This window comes from Pseudomonas sp. WS 5051 (assembly GCF_012985715.1).
In the GTDB taxonomy this organism is placed as follows: Bacteria; Pseudomonadota; Gammaproteobacteria; order Pseudomonadales; family Pseudomonadaceae; genus Aquipseudomonas; species Aquipseudomonas bubulae.
Window position 1 is genome coordinate 161104 of the sequence record NZ_JAAQWV010000003.1, and the last position, 20095, is coordinate 181198.

16 protein-coding genes are annotated in these 20095 nt (G+C 59.5%); 3 read left to right on the plus strand and 13 right to left on the minus strand.

Annotated elements, in window-relative coordinates:
• Positions 1 to 91: 91 nt before the first annotated feature.
• From soxG to glyA, 5 genes are read right to left on the minus strand one after another with little or no spacing between them, the layout of a single operon-like run.
• Complete coding sequence (gene soxG, locus HBN79_RS05520; protein ID WP_094999980.1) at positions 92 to 724, minus strand: sarcosine oxidase subunit gamma family protein; 633 nt, start codon at positions 722 to 724, stop codon at positions 92 to 94.
• A 12-nt stretch (positions 725 to 736) separates the two neighbouring features.
• Positions 737 to 3754, minus strand: a complete 3018-nt coding sequence (locus HBN79_RS05525) for a sarcosine oxidase subunit alpha (RefSeq protein WP_169916434.1) — start codon at positions 3752 to 3754, stop codon at positions 737 to 739.
• Complete coding sequence (locus HBN79_RS05530) at positions 3751 to 4083, minus strand: sarcosine oxidase subunit delta (protein WP_094999838.1); 333 nt, start codon at positions 4081 to 4083, stop codon at positions 3751 to 3753. The genes HBN79_RS05525 and HBN79_RS05530 overlap by 4 nt, the downstream gene beginning before the upstream one ends.
• 14 nt (positions 4084 to 4097) lie before the next feature.
• Positions 4098 to 5348: a sarcosine oxidase subunit beta family protein gene (locus tag HBN79_RS05535; RefSeq protein WP_016782563.1), complete on the minus strand. Its 1251-nt coding sequence runs from the start codon at positions 5346 to 5348 to the stop codon at positions 4098 to 4100.
• A 22-nt stretch (positions 5349 to 5370) separates the two neighbouring features.
• Positions 5371 to 6624 carry a serine hydroxymethyltransferase gene (gene glyA, locus HBN79_RS05540; RefSeq protein ID WP_094999837.1) on the minus strand — a complete coding sequence of 418 codons (1254 nt, stop codon included), beginning with the start codon at positions 6622 to 6624 and terminating at the stop codon, positions 5371 to 5373.
• A gap of 348 nt (positions 6625 to 6972) precedes the next feature.
• Here glyA and HBN79_RS05545 point away from each other — a divergent pair, with 348 nt between their 5' ends.
• Positions 6973 to 8013, plus strand: coding sequence for a low specificity L-threonine aldolase (locus HBN79_RS05545; RefSeq protein WP_094999835.1), 1041 nt, complete (start codon positions 6973 to 6975; stop codon positions 8011 to 8013).
• Between the two features lie 133 nt (positions 8014 to 8146).
• Here the strand turns inward: HBN79_RS05545 and HBN79_RS05550 are convergent, their stop codons facing one another.
• The 3 genes from HBN79_RS05550 to gbcB form a co-directional block, all read right to left on the minus strand.
• Positions 8147 to 8449 (minus strand): cell division protein ZapA, encoded by a 303-nt coding sequence (locus tag HBN79_RS05550; RefSeq protein ID WP_094999834.1) that lies wholly within the window; start codon positions 8447 to 8449, stop codon positions 8147 to 8149.
• A complete protein-coding gene (locus tag HBN79_RS05555) occupies positions 8446 to 8670 on the minus strand; it encodes a hypothetical protein (RefSeq protein ID WP_016782568.1) in 225 nt (74 codons plus the stop codon). The genes HBN79_RS05550 and HBN79_RS05555 overlap by 4 nt, the downstream gene beginning before the upstream one ends.
• Positions 8671 to 8815: 145 nt before the next feature.
• Positions 8816 to 9916 carry a glycine-betaine demethylase subunit GbcB gene (gbcB, locus tag HBN79_RS05560; protein WP_095020470.1) on the minus strand — a complete coding sequence of 367 codons (1101 nt, stop codon included), beginning with the start codon at positions 9914 to 9916 and terminating at the stop codon, positions 8816 to 8818.
• 281 nt (positions 9917 to 10197) lie between these two features.
• Between gbcB and gbcA the strand changes: the two genes are divergently transcribed.
• Positions 10198 to 11490, plus strand: a complete 1293-nt coding sequence (gbcA, locus tag HBN79_RS05565) for a glycine-betaine demethylase subunit GbcA (protein ID WP_095031812.1) — start codon at positions 10198 to 10200, stop codon at positions 11488 to 11490.
• Between the two features lie 23 nt (positions 11491 to 11513).
• On the opposite strand, the gene HBN79_RS05570 is transcribed toward gbcA, so the two are convergent.
• Positions 11514 to 12089 carry a GNAT family N-acetyltransferase gene (locus HBN79_RS05570; protein ID WP_094999831.1) on the minus strand — a complete coding sequence of 192 codons (576 nt, stop codon included), beginning with the start codon at positions 12087 to 12089 and terminating at the stop codon, positions 11514 to 11516.
• A 1233-nt stretch (positions 12090 to 13322) separates the two neighbouring features.
• Between HBN79_RS05570 and HBN79_RS05575 the strand changes: the two genes are divergently transcribed.
• Complete coding sequence (locus HBN79_RS05575; RefSeq protein ID WP_094999830.1) at positions 13323 to 13844, plus strand: transglycosylase SLT domain-containing protein; 522 nt, start codon at positions 13323 to 13325, stop codon at positions 13842 to 13844.
• Between the two features lie 30 nt (positions 13845 to 13874).
• Here the strand turns inward: HBN79_RS05575 and HBN79_RS05580 are convergent, their stop codons facing one another.
• The 4 genes from HBN79_RS05580 to dgcA form a co-directional block, all read right to left on the minus strand.
• Positions 13875 to 14645, minus strand: a complete 771-nt coding sequence (locus tag HBN79_RS05580) for an electron transfer flavoprotein subunit beta (protein WP_095031811.1) — start codon at positions 14643 to 14645, stop codon at positions 13875 to 13877.
• Between the two features lie 69 nt (positions 14646 to 14714).
• The gene (locus tag HBN79_RS05585) at positions 14715 to 15956 is read right to left on the minus strand and encodes an electron transfer flavoprotein subunit alpha/FixB family protein (protein ID WP_169916435.1); all 1242 of its coding nucleotides are present in this window, start codon (positions 15954 to 15956) and stop codon (positions 14715 to 14717) included.
• Positions 15953 to 17893: a dimethylglycine demethylation protein DgcB gene (dgcB, locus tag HBN79_RS05590; RefSeq protein ID WP_095023222.1), complete on the minus strand. Its 1941-nt coding sequence runs from the start codon at positions 17891 to 17893 to the stop codon at positions 15953 to 15955. Before dgcB ends, HBN79_RS05585 begins: the two co-directional genes overlap by 4 nt.
• A 135-nt stretch (positions 17894 to 18028) precedes the next feature.
• The gene (gene dgcA / locus HBN79_RS05595; RefSeq protein ID WP_095023221.1) at positions 18029 to 20089 is read right to left on the minus strand and encodes a dimethylglycine demethylation protein DgcA; all 2061 of its coding nucleotides are present in this window, start codon (positions 20087 to 20089) and stop codon (positions 18029 to 18031) included.
• Between the last annotated feature and the right edge of the window lie 6 nt (positions 20090 to 20095).

The following is a 20095-nucleotide window of genomic DNA, read 5'->3' on the forward strand; positions in this document are numbered from 1 at the left end:
TTGCCCGCGATGCAAACAACTCGGTGCATCCGGTTGACCGAGGGGCTGCCATCGCGAGCAAGCCCGCTCCCACAGGGGACAGCAGGCGGGTTTACGCCTCCACGCTCAACCCGTATTCAGCCGCCGCATCCTGCAACCATAACCACCAGTAATCCGAAAAACTGCGGCGGATCAGCAGTTCCCAGGTGTCTTCGCCGGTATGACGAATCACCAGCTGCGACTTGGCGAAGACCGTGCCCACCGCCTTGCCCACCGGGAAATTGTCGGGGTGTACGTCATAACTGGTGGACTTCATCAGCACCTCGCGCACCTTCGGCCCGCTAAGCTCCAGCAACTGCTGCCCGCCACTGACGTTGACCACCGAAATATGCAGCCCCGCCAGCGCCGCCCGCAGGGCTTGCTCCACGGCGAACTCCTGGCCACCGGGGACGATCAGCAGCCACTCATCCGGCCCCATCCATTGCAGCGAGGTATCAGCGTTGGCCACCAGGCTCAGGGCCACGGGCAGTTCCAGGCCCAGGGCCTTGTGCACGCCTTCGGCAAAGGCCGGGTCTTTGGCGTCACCGCGCAGGGTCAGGTGGCCCAGCAGTTTTTTCTCGCGTACGGTCACGCCAGGGTTTTTCCGGCCCTTGCCGATCAGGCCGGCCAGGCTGGCATGGTGCAGCGAGGATTCGGCTTTGGCGCCCGACTCCGGGCGCTGTTGGTATACGTTGGCTGTGGTCATGAGATCACCCATTCAAATATTCTGCCGGTCGCCTTTCGGGTCGAAGAACACCGAAGACACAATTTCAGCCTCGATCACGCTGCCGTCGACCTGGGGCGAGAACACCCGTTCGCCGATACGCTTCAAGCCGCCCTTGACCACACCCATGGCAAATGAATAACCCAGTGAGTTGTGGGCATAACTCGACGTCACGTGGCCGACCATGGTCATCGGGATCGACTGCTTGGCATCGAACACCAGTTGCGCGCCTTCGGGCAGCCATTGGGTCGGGTTGATGGGCTTGAGCCCCACCAGTTGCTTGCGCTGGTCACGTACGCAGTCTTCACGGTTCATGCCGCGCCAGCCGATCCACGAGAATGGTTTGGTGCGGCCCACGCACCAGCCCATGTTCAGGTCGTCGGGGGTCATGGAACCGTCAGTGTCCTGACCAACGATGATGAAGCCCTTCTCGGCCCGCAACACGTGCATGGTCTCGGTGCCATAAGGGGTGAGGTTGTACTGCTTGCCCGCCTCGACGATTTTTTCCAGCACGCCCATGGCGTAGTCAGCCTGGATATTGACCTCGTAGGACAGCTCGCCGGTAAACGAGATACGGAACACCCGCGCCGGTACACCGCCCACCAGGCCTTCTTTCCAGGTCATGAACGGGAACGCCTCGCGATCCAGATCAATGTCGGTCACTTCGCTCAGCAACTTGCGGCTATTGGGGCCGGACAAGGTCAGGGTCGCGTAGTGGTCGGTGACCGAGGTGAAGTAGACCTTCAGCTCGGGCCATTCGGTCTGCTGGTAAATTTCCAGCCACTGCAACACACGGGCCGCGCCGCCGGTAGTGGTGGTCATGACGAAATGATTGTCGGCCAGGCAGGCCGTCACGCCGTCGTCGAAGACCATGCCGTCTTCCTTGCACATCAGCCCGTAGCGGGCCTTGCCCTCATCAAGTTTGGTCCAGGCATTGGTGTAGATACGGTTGAGAAACTCGCGGGCATCCGGGCCCTGAATGTCGATCTTGCCCAGGGTAGAGGCATCGAGAATGCCGACGCTGTCACGCACCGCTTTGCATTCGCGCTTGACCGCCGCATGCATGTCTTCGCCGTTACGCGGGAAGTACCACGGCCGTTTCCACTGGCCGACGTCTTCAAATTCAGCGCCTTGCTTGACGTGCCAGGCTTGCAGCGCGGTGTAGCGCACCGGCTCGAAAATATGCCCGCAATGGCGCCCCGCCACCGCGCCGAAGGTCACCGGCGTGTAGTTGGGGCGGAACATGGTGGTGCCCATCTGCGGGATGGTCACGTTCAGCGAGCGGGCGGCAATGGCCAGGCCGTTGACGTTGCCCAACTTGCCTTGATCCGTGCCGAAGCCCAGCGCGGTATAGCGTTTGACGTGCTCAACCGACTCGAACCCTTCACGGGTCGCCAGTTCGATGGCCGCAGCAGTGACGTCGTTTTGCAGGTCGACAAATTGCTTCGGTGCCCGCGCCGTACCTTTTTCGTGGGGCACATGGAACAGCGCCAGGGTCGGTTCCTGCAGCTGATTCAGGGCTTTGGGCAACACCCCTTCCACGGCCTTGAAACCGGCTTCGCTGGCCGCACGTGCGCCGCCTTCAAAACCATCGGCCAGGCTGTCGCCCAGCGGGTAGACACCATTGATACCGCCCACACATACGCGCTTTTGCGGTGCTTCGCCGGGGACGAAACCGAGAATATCTTCACGCCAGGTCGGCTTGCCGCCCAGGTGCGAGGCCAAGTGAACCACCGGGCTGTAGCCGCCCGAAGTGGCCAGCAAATCGCACTCCAGCCACTCGCCGGGGCTGGCAACGCTGAGAGCCTTGACGTCGATCGCCGCCACTCGTGCACCCGTTACATGCTTGCTGCCACGGGCTTCGATCACCGCACTCCCGGTGAGGATGCGAATCCCTTTGGCCCGAGCTTCTTCGACCAGCGCACCACGGGGGTTGCTGCGTGCATCGGCAACAGCAACCACTTGCTGGCCGGCGTCGAGCCAGTCCAGGGCTACGCGGTAGGCATGATCGTTGTTGGTACTGAGCACCAGTTTTTTGCCCGGTGCCACGCCATAGCGGCGCACATAGGTGGACACGGCTCCGGCGAGCATATTGCCCGGTACGTCGTTGTTACCGTACACCAACGGCCGCTCGCAGGCACCGGTGGCCAATACCACGCGCTTGGCCCGGACCCGGTGAATACGCTGGCGTACCTGACCGATAGGGGCGCGATCGCCGAGGTGGTCGGTGATACGTTCGTGAATAGTCAGGAAGTTGTGGTCGTGATAGCCGTTCACCGTCGCGCGGGGCAACAGGATCACGTCGGGTAGCGTCTTGAGTTCGGCGATCACCTTGGCCACCCACTCCATGGCCGGTTTGCCGTCCAGGCTTTCGCGGCTGTCGAGCAGGCTGCCGCCGAATTCTTCCTGTTCATCGGCGATGATCACCCGCGCACCGCTGCGCGCTGCTGCCAGTGCCGCGGCCAGACCTGCAGGGCCTGCGCCGACAATCAGCACGTCGCAGTGGTGGTTCATATAGTCGTAGGTGTCGGGATCGTTCTGGGTCGGCGAGCGACCCAGGCCTGCGGCTTTGCGGATGTACTTCTCGTAAGTCATCCAGAACGACTGCGGGTACATAAAAGTTTTGTAGTAAAAGCCCGGCGGCATCAGCTTGCCGCCGACCTTGCCGAGGATGCCCATCACATCATTGTTGACGTTGGGCCAGCCGTTGGTGCTGGTGGCCACCAGGCCCTGGTACAAAGCCTGCTGCGTGGCGCGCACGTTGGGGATTTGCGTGGCCTCGGTGGCACCGATCTGCAACACCGCGTTGGGCTCTTCAGCACCGGCGGCGTAAATGCCTCGGGGCCGGGAATATTTGAAACTGCGGCCAATCACGTCAACGCCGTTGGCCAGCAAAGCGGCCGCCAGGCTGTCGCCCTCGTAGCCTTTGTATTGTTGACCGTTGAATGTGAAGCTCAGCACCTTGGTGCGGTCAACGCGGCCGCCATTGGGCAAGCGATGGGTCTGGCTCATACTTTTTCTCCCAGCTCGCGGGTGGCCGTGGTGGCCGCAGGTACTGCCTGCTCAGTGAACTGCGGCTTGCTGCCGATCAGGTAGGTTTCAAGAATTTCGTAGGTCACGGTATTGCGCGTGGCATTGAAAAACTGCCGGCAACCGGCGACGTGGTTCCACAGTTCGTGGTGCAGGCCACGGGGGTTGTCGCGAAAGAACAGGTAGTCGCCCCATTCTGCGTCGGTGCAACTGCCAGGGTCGAGCGGGCGCGGGATATGCGCCTGGCCGCTGGCGTGGAATTCCTCTTCGGAGCGAAGCTCGCCGCAATGGGGACAGAAGATATGCAACATGGGTATTTCTCCTGTTAGTGGGCGACAGCGGCAGCGCCGTGTTCGTCGATCAGGGCACCGGTGTGGAACCGGTCAATGGAAAACGGCGCGGCCAGCGGGTGCATCTCGCCCTTGGCCAGGCTGGCAGCAAACACGTTGCCCGAACCCGGCGTGGCCTTGAATCCACCCGTGCCCCAGCCGCAGTTAAAGAACAGATTGGGCACCGGGGTTTTCGAGATGATCGGGCAGGCGTCGGGTGTGGTGTCGACGATGCCGCCCCACTGACGGTTCATGCGCACGCGGGACAACACAGGGAACATTTCCACAATCGCCTGGATCGTGTGCTCGATCACCGGGTACGAACCGCGCTGGCCGTAGCCGACCCAGCCGTCGATACCCGCGCCGATCACCAGGTCGCCCTTGTCGGACTGGCTGATATAGCCGTGTACGGCGTTGGACATGATCACGCTGTCGATAATCGGCTTGATCGGCTCCGACACCAGCGCTTGCAGCGGGTGGGATTCGATCGGCAGGCGAAAGCCGGCCTGACGCGCCATATGCCCCGAGTTGCCAGCCGTGACCACACCGACGCGCTTGGCGCCGATAAAGCCCTTGCTGGTTTCGACGCCGATGCACACGCCGTTTTCCTTGCGAAAGCCGAGCACTTCGGTTTGCTGGATCAGGTCTACGCCCAGAGCATCGGCGGCACGGGCAAAGCCCCAGGCCACGGCATCATGGCGGGCCACGCCGCCACGCCGTTGTACGGTGGCGCCGATGATCGGGTAGCGGGTGTTCTTCGAGCAATCGAGGTAGGGAATCTCGTCCGCTACTTGTTTGCCGTTGAGCAGTTCACCGTCCACACCATTGAGGCGGTTGGCGCTGACCCGACGCTCGGAGTCACGCATGTCCTGCAGGGTGTGGCACAGGTTATAGACGCCGCGCTGGGAGAACATCACGTTGTAGTTCAAGTCCTGGGACAAACCTTCCCATAGCTTCATCGCGTGTTCGTACAGGTGTGCCGACTCGTCCCACAAATAGTTGGAGCGCACGATGGTGGTGTTGCGTGCCGTGTTACCGCCACCCAACCAGCCTTTTTCAACCACGGCCACGTTGGTGATGCCGTGTTCCTTGGCCAGATAGTAAGCAGTTGCCAGACCATGGCCGCCGCCGCCGACGATGACCACGTCATAGACCTTTTTCGGGGTCGGCGTGCGCCACATCTTCTGCCAGTTTTCGTGGTGGCTGAGGGAGTGCTTGAAGAGGCCGAAGCCTGAATACCGTTGCATAGGATCTACTCCAAAAACGCGCTCAGCGATAAACCGGGAAGTCTTGGCACAGCGAAGTCACCTGGCGGGCCACATCGGCCTCGATATCGGCATCGCCGAGGTGATCGAGAACGTCGCAGATCCAGCCTGCCAGCTCCGTGCATTGCGCCACTTTGAAACCACGGGTGGTCACCGCCGGGGTGCCGATACGCAGGCCCGAGGTCACAAACGGTGATTGCGGGTCGTTAGGCACGGCATTCTTGTTGACCGTGATATGGGCGCGGCCCAGGGCGGCGTCGGCGTCCTTGCCGGTCAATCCCTGGCGGATCAGGCTGAGCAGGAACAGATGATTGTCGGTACCACCCGAGACTACGTCATAGCCACGCTTGATAAACACCTCGGCCATGGCCTGGGCGTTGTCGATGACCTGCTTTTGATAGGTTTTGAAACCCGGTTCAAGCGCTTCCTTGAAGCACACTGCCTTGGCCGCGATCACGTGCATCAAGGGCCCGCCCTGACCGCCGGGGAACACCGCCGAATTGAGTTTCTTTTCCAGGGCTTCGTTGGCCTTGGCCAGAATCAGGCCGCCACGGGGGCCGCGCAGGGTTTTGTGGGTGGTGGTGGTCACCACATCGGCATACGGCAGCGGGTTGGGGTACAACCCGGCAGCGACCAGACCGGCAACGTGGGCCATGTCGACAAACAGGTAGGCTCCCACCTTGTCTGCAATCTGACGAAAGCGTGGGAAGTCGAGGAATTTTGAGTAGGCCGAGAACCCGGCAATGATCATTTTGGGTTGATGTTCAACAGCCAGACGCTCGACTTCGTCGTAGTCGATCAAGCCGGTGCTGGTGTCGATGCCGTACTGCACAGCGTTGTACAGCTTGCCCGAAAAGCTGACGCTGGCCCCATGGGTCAAGTGACCGCCATGGGCCAGGCTCATGCCCAGCACGGTGTCACCGGCGTTGAGCAATGCCAGGTAGACGGCTGCGTTGGCCTGGCTGCCGGAATGCGGCTGCACGTTGGCGTAATCGGCGCCGAACAACTGTTTGGCGCGGTCGATGGCCAACTGCTCAACTTTATCCACATGTTCGCAGCCGCCGTAATAGCGTTTGCCTGGGTAGCCTTCGGCGTACTTGTTGGTCAGACCGCTGCCCTGGGCTTCCATCACCCGCTGGCTGGTGTAGTTTTCGGAGGCGATCAGTTCGATGTGATCTTCCTGGCGCTGATCTTCAGCATTCATGGCCGCCAACAAGGCGTCATCGTAACCCTGGATCTGATCCTGCTTGCTGAACATCGCGTTCTCCCAGCGCCAGCGCGCCTTTTGGTCTCGGTGGGGCTAATGCCCTTTGAGCCAGATGGTAGAGCTGGCGCAGGCAGACCAAATGCCCATGGACGCCACGCAATGGTGCGTTTACGACATGGTTTCCCGTAACCCTGTGGGAGCGGGCTTGCTCGCGATACTGGCTGCGAGGTTTGTCTGGCGAAACCGGGAGATGCCATCGCGGGCAAGCCCGCTCCCACATTTTGTTACAGGCCTTTGGGTTATTCTTTTGTAGGGCATTTCCGCACTTTAAGTCGCGCCTGTGCACCTGCCAGATTCTTGGATAAAGTGCACAACACTATTCGACCATGGAACCGGGAAATGACTGACAAGAGCCAACAATTCGCCAGCGACAACTACTCCGGTATCTGCCCTGAAGTCTGGTCCGCCATGGAAAAAGCCAACCACGGCCACCAGCGCTCTTACGGCGACGACGAATGGACGCTGCGCGCCTCGAACGATTTTCGCAAACTGTTCGAAACCGACTGCGAAGTGTATTTCGCCTTTAACGGCACGGCGGCCAACTCCCTGGCGCTGTCGTCCCTGTGCCAGAGCTTTCACAGCGTGATCTGCTCCGAGACCGCCCACGTCGAGACGGACGAATGTGGCGCTCCGGAATTTTTTTCCAACGGCTCCAAGCTGCTGATCGCCCGCACTGAAAACGGCAAGATCACCCCCGAGTCAATCCGCGAGATCGCCCTCAAGCGCAAAGATATCCACTATCCAAAACCGCGGGTGGTCACCATCACCCAGGCCACTGAAGTCGGCAGCGTGTACCGCCCTGAAGAAATCCGCGCGATCAGCGACACCTGCAAGGAGTTGGGCCTGTTGTTGCACATGGACGGCGCGCGGTTCTCCAATGCCTGCGCATTTCTGGGCTGCACGCCCGCCGAACTGAGCTGGAAAGCCGGGGTGGATGTGCTGTGCTTTGGCGGCACCAAGAACGGTATGGCGGTGGGCGAGGCGATTCTGTTTTTCGACCACGCCTTGTCAGTGGATTTTGACTACCGCTGCAAACAGGCCGGGCAACTGGCTTCGAAAATGCGCTTTCTGTCTGCGCCCTGGGTCGGCCTGCTGGAAAACGACGCCTGGCTCAAACACTCGCGCCACGCCAACCACTGCGCGCAGTTGCTGAGCCAACTGGTGAGTGACATTCCGGGGGTCGAGCTGATGTTTCCGGTGGAAGCCAATGGCGTGTTCCTGCAACTGTCGGAACCGGCCGTAGCGGCACTGACCGCCAGGGGCTGGCGCTTCTATACCTTTATCGGCAAGGGCGGGGCACGCTTCATGTGCTCGTGGGATACCGAGGAAGCACGGGTGCGGGAACTTGCGGCGGATATTCGCGAAGTGATGTCCGCTTAAAGCGCACGTAACATCAATAACACTGTGGGAGCGGGCTTGCTCGCGATGGCATCAGCGCGGTCGTGCAGACAAACCGCGTTGCCTGAATCGCGAGCAAGCCCGCTCCCACAGGGGGTGATTGGTTTGCGAACCGTCAGGATTGCCCCAGGGTTCGCTCAATCACATCGACCGTGGCGCTGACTTGCTCTTGATAACGGTCGAGTTCCTGTTTGTGGCTCAGTTGCAACTCAATCTGTTTTGAACACAGATTCAGTGCTGCCAGCACCAGCAGCTTGTCCCCGATCAGGCTCGGGTACTTTCTTTTCGTTTCGGCCAGGGCGGCTTTCAACATGACCGTGGCCGCCATAAGGGTTTTCTGCTCCCCCTCCGGCGCCTTGATCGTGTAGTCGTTACCCAAAATCGAGACGACATTTACTCCGTCTCTGTCAAGGCTCATGCGCTGACAGGGCTCGCGCGCTCAACCAGTGCCTGGATGCGGGCTGCGGTCGCGCCTTGCTTTTCTTCCTGTTCCATCAGGGTCAGTTGCAGGCTTTCGTTCTCGTCACGGGCCTGGGCCAGTTCGGTGTTCAGTTGCTCGTTGGCATCCAGCAGTTCTTGTTTTTGCTGTACCAGGTCGCTGACCAGTTGTTCCAGTTTGCTAAGGGATGACTCAATCATGGTGATGTTCTCAAGCAGTTTCGAAGGGCGCGTACGATAAAGAAAAGTCAGCGGCTAAGCTAGCGGCAACCTTGCTTTCAGACCCCTAAAGACTGTGGTTTGCAACCTTTGTTCCCTGCCAGGGTTCTGGAGCCACGAAAGCCCGTCAAAACTCAATCCGCACATCCCCTTTCGGTACGCTGCAGCACGACAGGATATAACCCTCGGCCACATCTTCGTCGGTAATGCCGCCGTTGTGCTCCATGTCCACCTCCCCCCCCAGTTTCAACACCTTGCATGTCCCGCAAATGCCCATGCCGCAGGCCTTGGGGATCATCAGTCCGAGTTTGGCCGCTGCCGCATGCACGGTCTCGGCCGGTCCCACACGAATGCTCTTGCCGGACGCAGTGAATTCCACCTGGTTCAAATCCGCCAGGTCCGGCTCCGGTGCATCTGCCGCCTGCTCGGCCTGTTCTACCGCTTCAGCCCGCACTTCAGGCGGCGTCGCGCCAAAGGATTCTTCGTGGTAACGGCTCATGTCAAAACCGTTGCTTTCCAGCAGGCGCTTGACCGCGTTCATGTAAGGCGTCGGCCCGCAGCAAAACACCTCGCGCTCCATGAAGTCGGGGGCCATCAGGTCGAGCATCTTATGATTCAGATAACCGCGATACCCGGCCCAGGGTTCGCCCAGCCCGTGCTTCTCGCAGATCAGGTGCAGGCTGAAGTTGTCGATACGCGAGGCCATATGCTCCAGCTCGCGGTGATAAATGATGTCCTTGGGCGAGCGGGCGCTGTGGATAAACACCATGTCGACATTGGCGTTGGTGTCGTAAAACCAGCGTGCCATCGACATTACCGGGGTTATACCGACACCGCCGCTCAGATAGAGCACTTTGGGGCTCGGCGCGTCGATGGCGTTAAACAGTCCCACCGGCCCGTGCACGGCCAGCTCCTGGCCTTCGCTCAAGGTGTCGTGCAGCCAGTTGGAAACCCGGCCACCGGGCACCCGCTTGATGGTCACCGAAAAGCTGTACGGCACCGAGGGTGAGCTGGAAATAGTGTACGAGCGCATCACCGGGTCACCGTCGATTTCCAGCTCCAGGGTCACGAATTGCCCCGGTTTGAAAAAGAACAGGATCGGCTGGTCGGCCATAAAACAGAAGGTGCGCACATCCCAGGTTTCCTGAATCACTTTGACGCATCGCACGATGTGTCGGCCATTGGCCCAGGTCTGGGTGGTTACCGGGTTCAGAAAGCTATTGGACATGCGCTTCTCCACGGCCGACAGCCGGCCTCTTGCTGGCGATTCTGCGCATGCCCCGAAGCGGCCATTTATCCATTCGCGACATCCACATACTTATCGCGACCAGCCCCTGAAAACAGCACCTTCAGCGTCGGGAACAGATTGGGCCATGTCGCCCGTAGATATGGCTGCGGCGCACTTCGAACGCACACTCAGCGCCACTACCACTTGTATTGCTTTGCCTTGCGTCGAACCCCTGATCAGCCATTTTTAGGCCACATCCGATGGCCATGAGGACTACAACGATGGACGTCACCGCAAACTTGAGCCTGGGCGATCCACTGGAACCCGCACGCAAGGCCACCGCCGAGATGCTGCAGAACCGCGAGCGGACATTTTCGCTGCCACAGCCGTTTTACAACGACGAGCGCCTGTTCGAAATCGATATGCAGGAGATCTTCCAGAAGGAGTGGTTGATTGCAGGCATGACTTGCGAGATACCGACCAAGGGCAACTTCCTGACCCTGCAGGTGGGCAAGAACCCGATTATCGTGATTCGCGGCGCAGAAGGTCAGGTGCATGCCTTTCATAACGTGTGCCGCCATCGTGGTTCACGACTGTGCACCAGCGAAAAAGGCAAGGTCGCCAAACTGGTGTGTCATTACCACCAGTGGACCTATGAGCTGGACGGGCGCTTGCTGTTTGCCGGCACCGAGATGGGTGCGGACTTCGACATGAAGCAATACGGCCTCAAGCCGGTGAACGTCAAAACCGCGGGCGGCTATATCTTTATCAGCCTGGCCGAGAACCCTCCCGCCATCGATGAGTTCCTCGCCACACTGAACCACTATATGGAACCTTACGACATGGAAAACACCAAGGTGGCGATTCAAACCACCCTGGTGGAAAAGGCCAACTGGAAACTGGTGCTGGAAAACAACCGCGAGTGCTACCACTGCAACGCGTCACACCCCGAGTTGCTCAAGACCCTGCTCGAATGGGACGACGTCACCGACCCGCGCGCCGACCAGGCATTCAAGGATCACGTCGCCGCCTCAGCAGCCGCCTGGGACGCCGAGAAAATTCCTTATGCCCACGCCAGCTTCGGCCTGCGTAACCGCATCGTGCGCATGCCACTGCTCAAGGGCACGGTCTCGATGACCCTGGACGGCAAGCAAGGCTGTGCAAAACTGATGGGGCGCATCAAAAACCCGGACCTGGGCTCAATGCGCATCCTGCACTTGCCGCATTCGTGGAACCACTGCATGGGCGACCATATCATCGTATTTACCGTATGGCCGATCAGCGCGCAGGAAACCGTGGTCAGCACCAAATGGCTGGTGCACAAGGATGCGGTAGAAGGCGTGGACTACGACGTGGAGCGCATGCGCAAGGTCTGGGACGCCACCAACGACCAGGATCGCCGGCTGGCTGAAGAAAACCAGCGCGGCATCAACTCGGTCGCCTACCAGCCAGGGCCGTACTCGCAAACCTACGAGTTTGGCGTGGTCAACTTTGTCGACTGGTACAGCGAGCGGCTGCTGAACAACCTGGGGGCAGCGCCTGCGGCGTATCTCAAGGGTGTGGTTGCCCAGTAAACCTGCATCTGCGCAGGGGGCGTTTAACTGGGAAGTGGACAATGCATCAAATACGCCTCACCCGTTACGCGGATCAGCGGGTGGGGCGTTATCTGGCAGGTTTTGACGATCTCAAAACCATGGCGCTCATAAAATCGACGGGCACCTGTGTTCGCCGCATAGTCGATCAGGCTCAAACCGGTCAGCCCCAGTTCGCCGCAACGCGCCTTGGCATGCAGCAAGAACCTGGCGCCCAACCCGAGGTTTCGCCAGCCCTTATGCAAAGCCAGGCTTGAGATATACAGCGTGTCCGGGATTTCCATATCCGCATAAGGTGCCAGCACCGGGTCAGTCTCAGGCTGGGCATCCGGGTCGTCGCGCATCACAAAGCTGTGCATCATGCCGATCACCAGGCCCTCGGCCTCGGCAATCCAGCAGTTTTCATACGAAAATATGACCCCCGCACGGGCATAACGCATCTCCCCGACGTCCAGTAGTTGCTGACCCGGCTGCGCCATCTGACTCCAGATGTAATCGGCGCAGCCTTCGGACGATATCTGAAAAAGACGTGCAATTTCGCGTGCATCGGCACGCACTGCTGGACGAAATGAAACGCTCATTCGTTTTACTCCACGGGGGCACAGGACTCTTTTTAGCTCAAACCGATTCAACTCAACAACACGCAACCCTGGCCTCATTTATGTCGATGTATTGCATGCTAATGATCGTTTTTTAACCACTCCCCTCTAGCCCATGCAGTCAAAGGGCTACAGCCCTTCACCAACATCTTGTCCACAGGCACACCCACAGCAACTGTGGGGAAGTCATGGATCACTACCAGGGCAGACATCTGTACATTTTTTGTGCAAACCTGCACAAGCCACGGTTTTAAAGGCCTGCAGATAACCACACCCACCTTATCCACAGTTTGACCAACTGAATATGTGCGCAACTTTATCCACCCTGTTGAAAACTCCCTTAGCCCTTGTATTGGCTGGTTTTATCCCATCAAAAGACGATGCCAACGTGGATTGAACATTTTTTGATCATCACCTTGGAGCCCTTTAATATAAAGGCCTGCAGGATAGAGCGAACAACTTATCCACACCTTCACCAACAGAGTTTGTGGGTAAATAGAGCAAGCGCTGTGCAAGTGTGATTTCCTGGCAGCGATCATTTTTTGTACAAACCTGCAGGAGCCACGTCAGCCGGGCCCTGCAAGCAAATACAGACAGGTTACCCACAGGCAGGCACACAGAAACCCGGGGTAACTTTGCGCAGATGTCTGGCAGTACCTTGCCTACTAAAATGCTGTCCGCAAACTCGCTCGCGAAGGCAGTGATATCAGACGTTAAAAACACTGGATCGATCACCATCATCTGCCACGTTTCTTAGACTTTTTAGAGATTTGGCATCACGCCAAACATTATATCAATTTCAGCCTGCAAGCCCCCTCCCCCCTATTAAACAACTCTAAACACTCACAAAATGAACAACCCAACAAAAAGATAACCAACTCACTATTAGCCGGTTCATTTCAATGGATCCAATTTTGATTGCAGGATAATTGCCATCAATCGAATAAGTCCTATATTTATTTTTATGCAGCCTGTTCGCTACCCTGTTTATACAGGCACTCAACCACCTACAAAAACTGCAGGTAACACGCCCCTAAAACCCGCCAATACTTATAGTTTAAACGTGAAAATTTTGTGATCTTGCGCGCCACACTTAACACTGCGGATTCCTTATTAATTATCAATAAAACCGTGTAGATTCAACAGGATAAAACAATCTATCGATTAGATTGGCACCTCTGCTTTATCCGTTATCTGAAACGGCGAGGTCTTGATATGAAACATTCATTTTTGATTATACTTGTCATATGTGCCGGACTAACACCGACCTTCGCTCATGCCAATTGCTGGCAGGATGCAGGCAACCGCTATGACATTGATCCGTTGCTGTTACATGCCATTGCCCAAGTTGAATCGAAAATGAATCCGGCCGCACGCAACGTCAATAAAGACGGGACTTACGATATAGGTTTGATGCAAGTCAACAGTCGCCATTTGAAACACCTTGCCACTTTTGGCATTAGTGAATATCAACTACAGACTCAACCCTGCACCAGTGTCATGGCCGGTGCCTGGATCCTCGCCAAATTTGTCAAACAACTGGGTTACAGCTGGGACGCCGTGGGCGCCTATAACGCCGGAACAAAGCCAAATCGTGAACATCTGCGCAATCGCTACGCCCTTCGCGTCAAGGGGTACTACGGGCAGTTAGTCAGCCAGCGCGAGCAAAGACTTCAGGCTAGCGCCCGTAAATCTCAGGCCATATTTGCATCTGGCGGCGAGCGCAAATTCAAATGATGTCGCTGACTCAGGTTCCGGCCGCAAACGCTAGCGCACAACGCCTTCTTCGATCAGGAGCTTGAGAATCACCTCGGCTCCCGCTTGAGCACTGAGCCCTTTGTGAACTTGCCCGGAACCCCCAGCCGCCTTGGCGGTAGCTGCTTTCATGCGATCTGCGCCACTTTTGGCCCTTATCACCTTCAAGCGCTTGGGCCGTGGTCGGGCAGGTTGCAATACGCCGGTTGTGGATAACTCATCGGCAACGATTTCAACTACTTCGGCGTTAACCACACCCCGCGTGGCGGGGCCGTAGGCGCTTTGGCGCGCCTTGGGAGCAGCGTTATCCACAGTAACCATAAATGGCAGTCGCACTTGCAGCCTGCGCCGCTGCCCCCGGGGCAAGGCTTGCAGCACCTGGGCCACGCCATTGTGGATAGATTCGATCTGCGCCACACCTACCAGCAGTGGCCAGCCCAGCTCTTCGGCCAACAGGTACGGCAGCATGCCCGAACCCTCACCGGTTTCGGCCTGGCTGCCGGTGAGCACCAGTTGCACGCCCGCTTCACGGATGTAATCGCGCAACGCTGGCACGGCATCGGCGCCGTCGGGTTGCTCCAGCACATGCAACTCCTCCAGCCCCATGCCCAGATAGGCGCGCAAGGCCGGCTCCCGGGGGTTACCCGCGTGCAGCACGTGCAGGCTCTCTCCGGCAAGTTGCAGGCCCAGTTCGACGGCACGGGCGTCCTGTTCGGCGCGACGGGCGCGGCCTGAAGCAGGATGGGCGCCGATTGAAACCAGTGCAACGGTGGCGATGGTCATTTGCAAATCTCCAGACTGAACTCAATCCTGTGGGAGCGGGCTTGCTCGCGATGGAATCACTGCGGTATATCAGGCTGACCGGGTCGCCCGAATTGCGGGCAAGCCCGCTCCCACAGAGGTTGCGCTGCGCCAGTTATCCACAGCCTCGATCAGTGCCTCAAGCACCGCCGTACCGTCACCAATCACCGACACATCCGCGCGTTTGACCATGTCGCAGCCAGGGTCAAGGTTGATCGCCACCACCTTGTCACAGGCACCAATCCCTTGCAGATGCTGGATCGCCCCGCTGATCCCGACCGCCACATACACCCGCGCCGTGACCCATACCCCGCTGGCCCCCACCTGACGCTCGCGACCCATAAAGCCATCGTCCACCGCCACTCGTGATGCACCTTCGGTGGCGCCAAGGGCAGTGGCAGCCCTGTGGAAAAGTCCCCAGTCCTTGATCCCGTTACCACCGCTGAGGATAAATTCGGCTTCAGCCATGGGAATCGCAGCGGGGTCAACTTCAACCGCGCCCAGATCCTCAATACGCGGCAAACAGCTGGCAGCTGCTGTGGATAACTGCACCTCCAGCGCTTCATGCCGGGTTTCACTGACCGGCTCGGCACACTCGGCCGCTGCCAGAATCAACCGCCGCAACGGCTGGACGACATCTTGCTGACCTGCCCCGGCACGGCCGATGCAAACGCCATCCTTGAGTTGCCACACCCGCGTGGCCGGGCGTTCTCCCAGGCTGGCGGCAAAGCGCCGGCCCAATTCACCGCCACCACTGCGGCTGTCAGGCAATAGCCAGTGGCGTGGCGTGAACTGGTTATCCACAGCCCGTAAACCCAGCACCTGGTGCTCCGGTGCATAACCTTCACTGTCGAGCATCAACAGCCGATCAACCCCGGCCGTGGCAAAGGCGGTCTCCCTGGACTCGCCGAATACCACCGCCAGCACCGCTCCGTCGCTGCCCGCCAATTGGTGGGCCAGCCCCAGCAGATCGCGGTCGTGGCTGCTCAGGCGGCCCCCGACCATATCCGGCACCACGGCGATATAAAACGCCGGGGCCGCGACCTGATGCAGCGGTAATTGCACCTCGACGCTGGCCGCGCGCCTGCTGGTCCCGCCCTGCTGCGCGCCGCTGCGGTCTATGCGCTTGATGCCGTTGGGCCCGATAAAACCTGCACCATGGACATTTTTGCGCACTACGCCATTGGGCCCCATCCAGCTCTGCTGCACGGGTTGCATGGCCGCGTGCAACGGATGCAGACGGTTACGGGCGATCCACTCGGCCCGTGGGTCGCGGCGGATAATGTCACTCATGCGATCACCTCCGATTCTGGCCGTCGGACAGGTTTGGCCACGACGTCTTCAATCAGCGCATCGGCCACCAGTTCGGCAATGTCCTTGATTTGCGGACGGGGTTCGACCACCCCTTCGAGCATCGCCGTGCATTGCGGGCAACCCACCGCCACACGCTCGGCGCCCGTCTCACGGATATCGTCCATGCGCATGTCGGGGATCCTCTGCTTGCCGGGGATGTCGGTAATCGGCGCGCCGCCACCGCCACCACAGCAACGGGAACGAAAGCCCGAACGCTGCATCTCCTTGACCTCGATGCCCAAGGCGCGCAGTACCGCACGCGGCGCCTCGTATTCGCCGTTATAGCGGCCCAGGTAGCAGGGGTCGTGATAGGTCACGCTGCCGCCCGCATCCGCGGCAAGATTGAGCAGGCCGGCATCGATCAACTCGGCCATATAAGTGCTGTGATGTTGCACAAGGTAGTCGCCGCCAAAGGCGCCGTATTCGTTTTTCAGCACATGAAAACTGTGCGGATCGCAGGTGACGATGCGCTGGAAGCTGTACTGCGCCAGGGTCTGGATATTGCGCTTAGCCAGCGCCTGAAAGGTCGCTTCATCCCCCAGACGCCGGGCCACGTCGCCACTGTCGCGCTCTTCCAGGCCCAACACGGCAAAGTTGACCCGGGCGGCCTTGAGCACTTTGACAAAGGCACGCAAGGTGCGCTGGTTACGCATGTCGAAAGCCCCGTCACCGACCCAGAACAACACGTCCACGGCGGGCTTGTCGCGCATCAGGTCGAGGTTCAGGTCCGCTGCCCAGTTCATCCGCCCGCCGGGGGCAAAACCGCCGGGGTTATCGGTGGCGATCAGGTTGTCCAGCACCTGCGCGCCATTGTTCGGTGTCGCACCTTTTTCCAGGGTCAGGAAACGGCGCATATCGACGATGGCGTCCACATGCTCGATCATCATCGGGCACTCTTCAACGCAGGCGCGGCAAGTGGTGCAGGACCACAGCGTGTCGGCATCGACCAGCCCGTTGACGATCGGCTGATGCGGGTTGCCGCCATGCTCACCAATAGGTTTGCCGGGATAGGGACTGCCAGCAAAGTGAGCATCGGTGCCGCCCGCGAGGCCGACCACCATGTCCTGAATCAGTTTCTTTGGATTGAGCGGCTGGCCGGCGGCGAAAGCCGGGCAGGCGGCTTCGCATTTGCCGCATTGCACGCAGGCGTCAAACCCCAGCAATTGGTTCCAGGTGAAATCCTTGGGTTTTTCCACGCCCAGGGGCGCACTGCGATCGTTTAAATCCAGCGGTTTCAGCCCTGTTGAACGGCCGCCGCCAAAGCGCTCGGCGCGGCGGTGCCAGGCCAGATGCAATGCGCCCGCGAAGGCGTGCTTCATCGGCCCGCCCCAGGTCATGCCGAAAAATAATTCCGACACACCCCACGCCACGCCCACGCTTAAAACCGCCGCCAGCATCCAACCGCCGAAGCCTTCGGGCAACAGCCCTGCAACCGGCAAGGTGAGGATGAAAAAACTGGCGGAAAACACCAGCAAGCTTTTCGGCAGGCGCATCCACGGGCCTTTGGACAGGCGCGAGGGTGGGTTCAGGCGACGCTTGAACACGAACACAGCACCGATAAACATCAACGCGGTGGCGAACAGCAAGGCATAGCCGAGGATGCGGTTATGCAGGCCCAGGCCATGCACCAGGATCGCCAGCACGGCCGCCAGCACAAAGCCGCCAGCAGTGGCGACGTGGGTGTTGGCCATGTATTTGTCGCGGGCGACCACGTGGTGCAGATCGACCATGTAGCGCCGGGGCATGGCCAGCAGCCCGCCAAGCAGATCGACCTTGGCCGGGCGACCACGGCGCCACATGTTCATGCGCCGAATGGCGCCCGCAATCGCCAGGACGAGGGCGGCGAACAGCAGGATGGGAAGAACGATATTGAGCATGGTGAAGCTCCCAAAGACCACGCAGGTCTGATGTGAGAGCGGGCTTGCTCGCGATTCAGGCGACGCGGTGCATCAGCAACACCGCGTGATCGTTTATCGCGAGCGAGCCCGCTCCCACATTGGTTCGGTGTCGGGTCAAAAATCCTTGCACAACCGCAGCGCGTCATAGATCGCTGCATGCACGTTGCGCTGGGCCACACAGTCACCGATACGAAACAGCAGGTAGCCGTCCCCCGCCTCGCTCAAGCACGGTTGCGGCTTGATCGCGAACAGCGCTTCGACGTCGATCTGGCCCTTGTTGCGCGAATCCGGCTTGAGCCCGTAATACAGCTCTTCATCCGGTCGCACACCGTTTTCGATGATTACCTGATCGACCACCCGCTCTTCTTTGACACCGGTGTATTCGTTCTCCAGCACAGCAATCACCTTGTCACCCTCGCGGTAGACCTTCTCCAGCATCATGTCGCCGGTCATGACCACTTCCTTGGGATACAGGCTGCGGTAATACGTGGGGAATGACGTGCCGCCAATGGCCACACCGGGCTTGGTGTCGTCGGTCACGATCTCGACCTGCGCTCCCTTGTCCGCCGCAAAATCGGCCACCGACATACCGGTAAATTCGCAAATGGTGTCGTACACCAGCACGTTTTTACCGGGCGCCACTTTGCCGTCGAGTACATCCCAGCTGCTGACCACCAGCCCTTCGGCCGCGCCCCAGTGTTCGTTCTGCTCTACAAACGGGTGCCCGCCCACCGCCAGCACCACAATGTCCGGCCGCAAGTCCATGATCGTCGCCGCATCCGCTGCGGTGCCCAGGCGCAGGTCAACTTTCAGGCGCGCCAGTTCCAGTTGAAACCAGCGGGTGATGCCTGCCATCTGGTCACGCTGGGGCGCTTTGGAGGCGGTGGTGATCTGCCCGCCGATGGCGTCCTTTTTCTCGAACAGGGTCACGTCATGACCGCGCTCGGCAGCTACACGTGCCGCCTCCATCCCTGCTGGCCCGGCGCCGACAATCACCACCTTGCGTTTGGCCCCGGTGGATTTTTCGATGATATGCGGCACGCCCATATATTCCCGGGAGGTGGCCGCGTTCTGGATGCACAGCACGTCCAGCCCCTGGTACTGACGGTCAATGCAGTAGTTGGCACCCACGCATTGTTTAATCTGGTCGACCTGGCCCATCTTGATCTTGGCGATCAGGTGCGGATCGGCGATATGGGCACGGGTCATGCCCACCATGTCGACATAACCCCCCTCCAGAATCCGCGTGGCCTGGTTCGGATCCTTGATGTTCTGCGCATGCAGCACCGGGGCCTTGACCACTTCCTTGATCCCGGCGGCCAGGTGCAAAAACGGCTCCGGCGGAAAGCTCATGTTGGGGATTACGTTGGCCAGGGTGTTGTGGGTGTCACATCCCGAGCCGACCACGCCGATAAAGTCGAGCATGCCGGTGTCGTCGTAGTACTTGGCGATTTGTTTCATGTCCTCATGGCTCAGGCCATCAGGGTGAAACTCATCCCCGCACAGGCGGATGCCCACGCAGAAATCCGGGCCGACTTCAGCGCGCACGGCCTTGAGCACTTCGAGGCCGAAACGCATGCGATTTTCAAAACTGCCGCCCCATTCATCGGTGCGTTTGTTGACACGCGGGCTCCAGAACTGGTCGATCATGTGCTGGTGCACCGCCGACAGCTCAACCCCGTCCAGTCCACCGGCTTTGGCCCGGCCTGCGGCACTGGCGTAGTTACCGATGATCCGCCTGATTTCTTCAGGCTCGATGGTTTTGCATGTGGCCCGGTGCACCGGCTCACGTACACCGGAAGGTGACATCAGGGTCGGCCAGTTGAAGCCGTCCCAGCGCGAGCGGCGGCCCATGTGGGTAATCTGGATCATGATCTTGGCGCCATGCTTGTGCATGGCATCGGCCAGGTTCTGGAAGTGCGGGATAATGCGGTCAGTGCTCAGGTTGACCGAACTCCACCACTCTTGTGGACTGTCGATGGCCACCACCGAAGAGCCGCCGCAAATCGCCAGGCCGATACCGCCCTTGGCCTTTTCTTCGTAGTACTGCACATAACGCTCGGTGGTCATGCCGCCATCGGTGGCATACACCTCGGCATGGGCGGTGCTCAGCACACGGTTGCGGATGGTCAGCTTGCCGATTTGAATCGGCTCAAACATTGCTTCGAACGCCATATCCCG

What these genes read in the sequence shown, in the direction of transcription:
- HBN79_RS05585 (WP_169916435.1), bottom strand. Translation starts at nt 15,956, where the DNA reads ATGAGTGACATTATCCGCCGCGACCCACGGGCCGAGTGGATCGCCCGT.
- HBN79_RS05570 (WP_094999831.1), bottom strand. Translation starts at nt 12,089, where the DNA reads ATGAGCGTTTCATTTCGTCCAGCAGTGCGTGCCGATGCACGCGAAATT.
- HBN79_RS05535 (WP_016782563.1), bottom strand. Translation starts at nt 5,348, where the DNA reads ATGCAACGGTATTCAGGCTTCGGCCTCTTCAAGCACTCCCTCAGCCAC.
- HBN79_RS05580 (WP_095031811.1), bottom strand. Translation starts at nt 14,645, where the DNA reads ATGACCATCGCCACCGTTGCACTGGTTTCAATCGGCGCCCATCCTGCT.
- HBN79_RS05525 (WP_169916434.1), bottom strand. Translation starts at nt 3,754, where the DNA reads ATGAGCCAGACCCATCGCTTGCCCAATGGCGGCCGCGTTGACCGCACC.
- HBN79_RS05555 (WP_016782568.1), bottom strand. Translation starts at nt 8,670, where the DNA reads ATGATTGAGTCATCCCTTAGCAAACTGGAACAACTGGTCAGCGACCTG.
- gbcB (WP_095020470.1), bottom strand. Translation starts at nt 9,916, where the DNA reads ATGTCCAATAGCTTTCTGAACCCGGTAACCACCCAGACCTGGGCCAAT.
- HBN79_RS05550 (WP_094999834.1), bottom strand. Translation starts at nt 8,449, where the DNA reads ATGAGCCTTGACAGAGACGGAGTAAATGTCGTCTCGATTTTGGGTAAC.
- soxG (WP_094999980.1), bottom strand. Translation starts at nt 724, where the DNA reads ATGACCACAGCCAACGTATACCAACAGCGCCCGGAGTCGGGCGCCAAA.
- glyA (WP_094999837.1), bottom strand. Translation starts at nt 6,624, where the DNA reads ATGTTCAGCAAGCAGGATCAGATCCAGGGTTACGATGACGCCTTGTTG.
- gbcA (WP_095031812.1), top strand. Translation starts at nt 10,198, where the DNA reads ATGGACGTCACCGCAAACTTGAGCCTGGGCGATCCACTGGAACCCGCA.
- HBN79_RS05530 (WP_094999838.1), bottom strand. Translation starts at nt 4,083, where the DNA reads ATGTTGCATATCTTCTGTCCCCATTGCGGCGAGCTTCGCTCCGAAGAG.
- HBN79_RS05575 (WP_094999830.1), top strand. Translation starts at nt 13,323, where the DNA reads ATGAAACATTCATTTTTGATTATACTTGTCATATGTGCCGGACTAACA.
- dgcB (WP_095023222.1), bottom strand. Translation starts at nt 17,893, where the DNA reads ATGCTCAATATCGTTCTTCCCATCCTGCTGTTCGCCGCCCTCGTCCTG.
- dgcA (WP_095023221.1), bottom strand. Translation starts at nt 20,089, where the DNA reads ATGGCGTTCGAAGCAATGTTTGAGCCGATTCAAATCGGCAAGCTGACC.
- HBN79_RS05545 (WP_094999835.1), top strand. Translation starts at nt 6,973, where the DNA reads ATGACTGACAAGAGCCAACAATTCGCCAGCGACAACTACTCCGGTATC.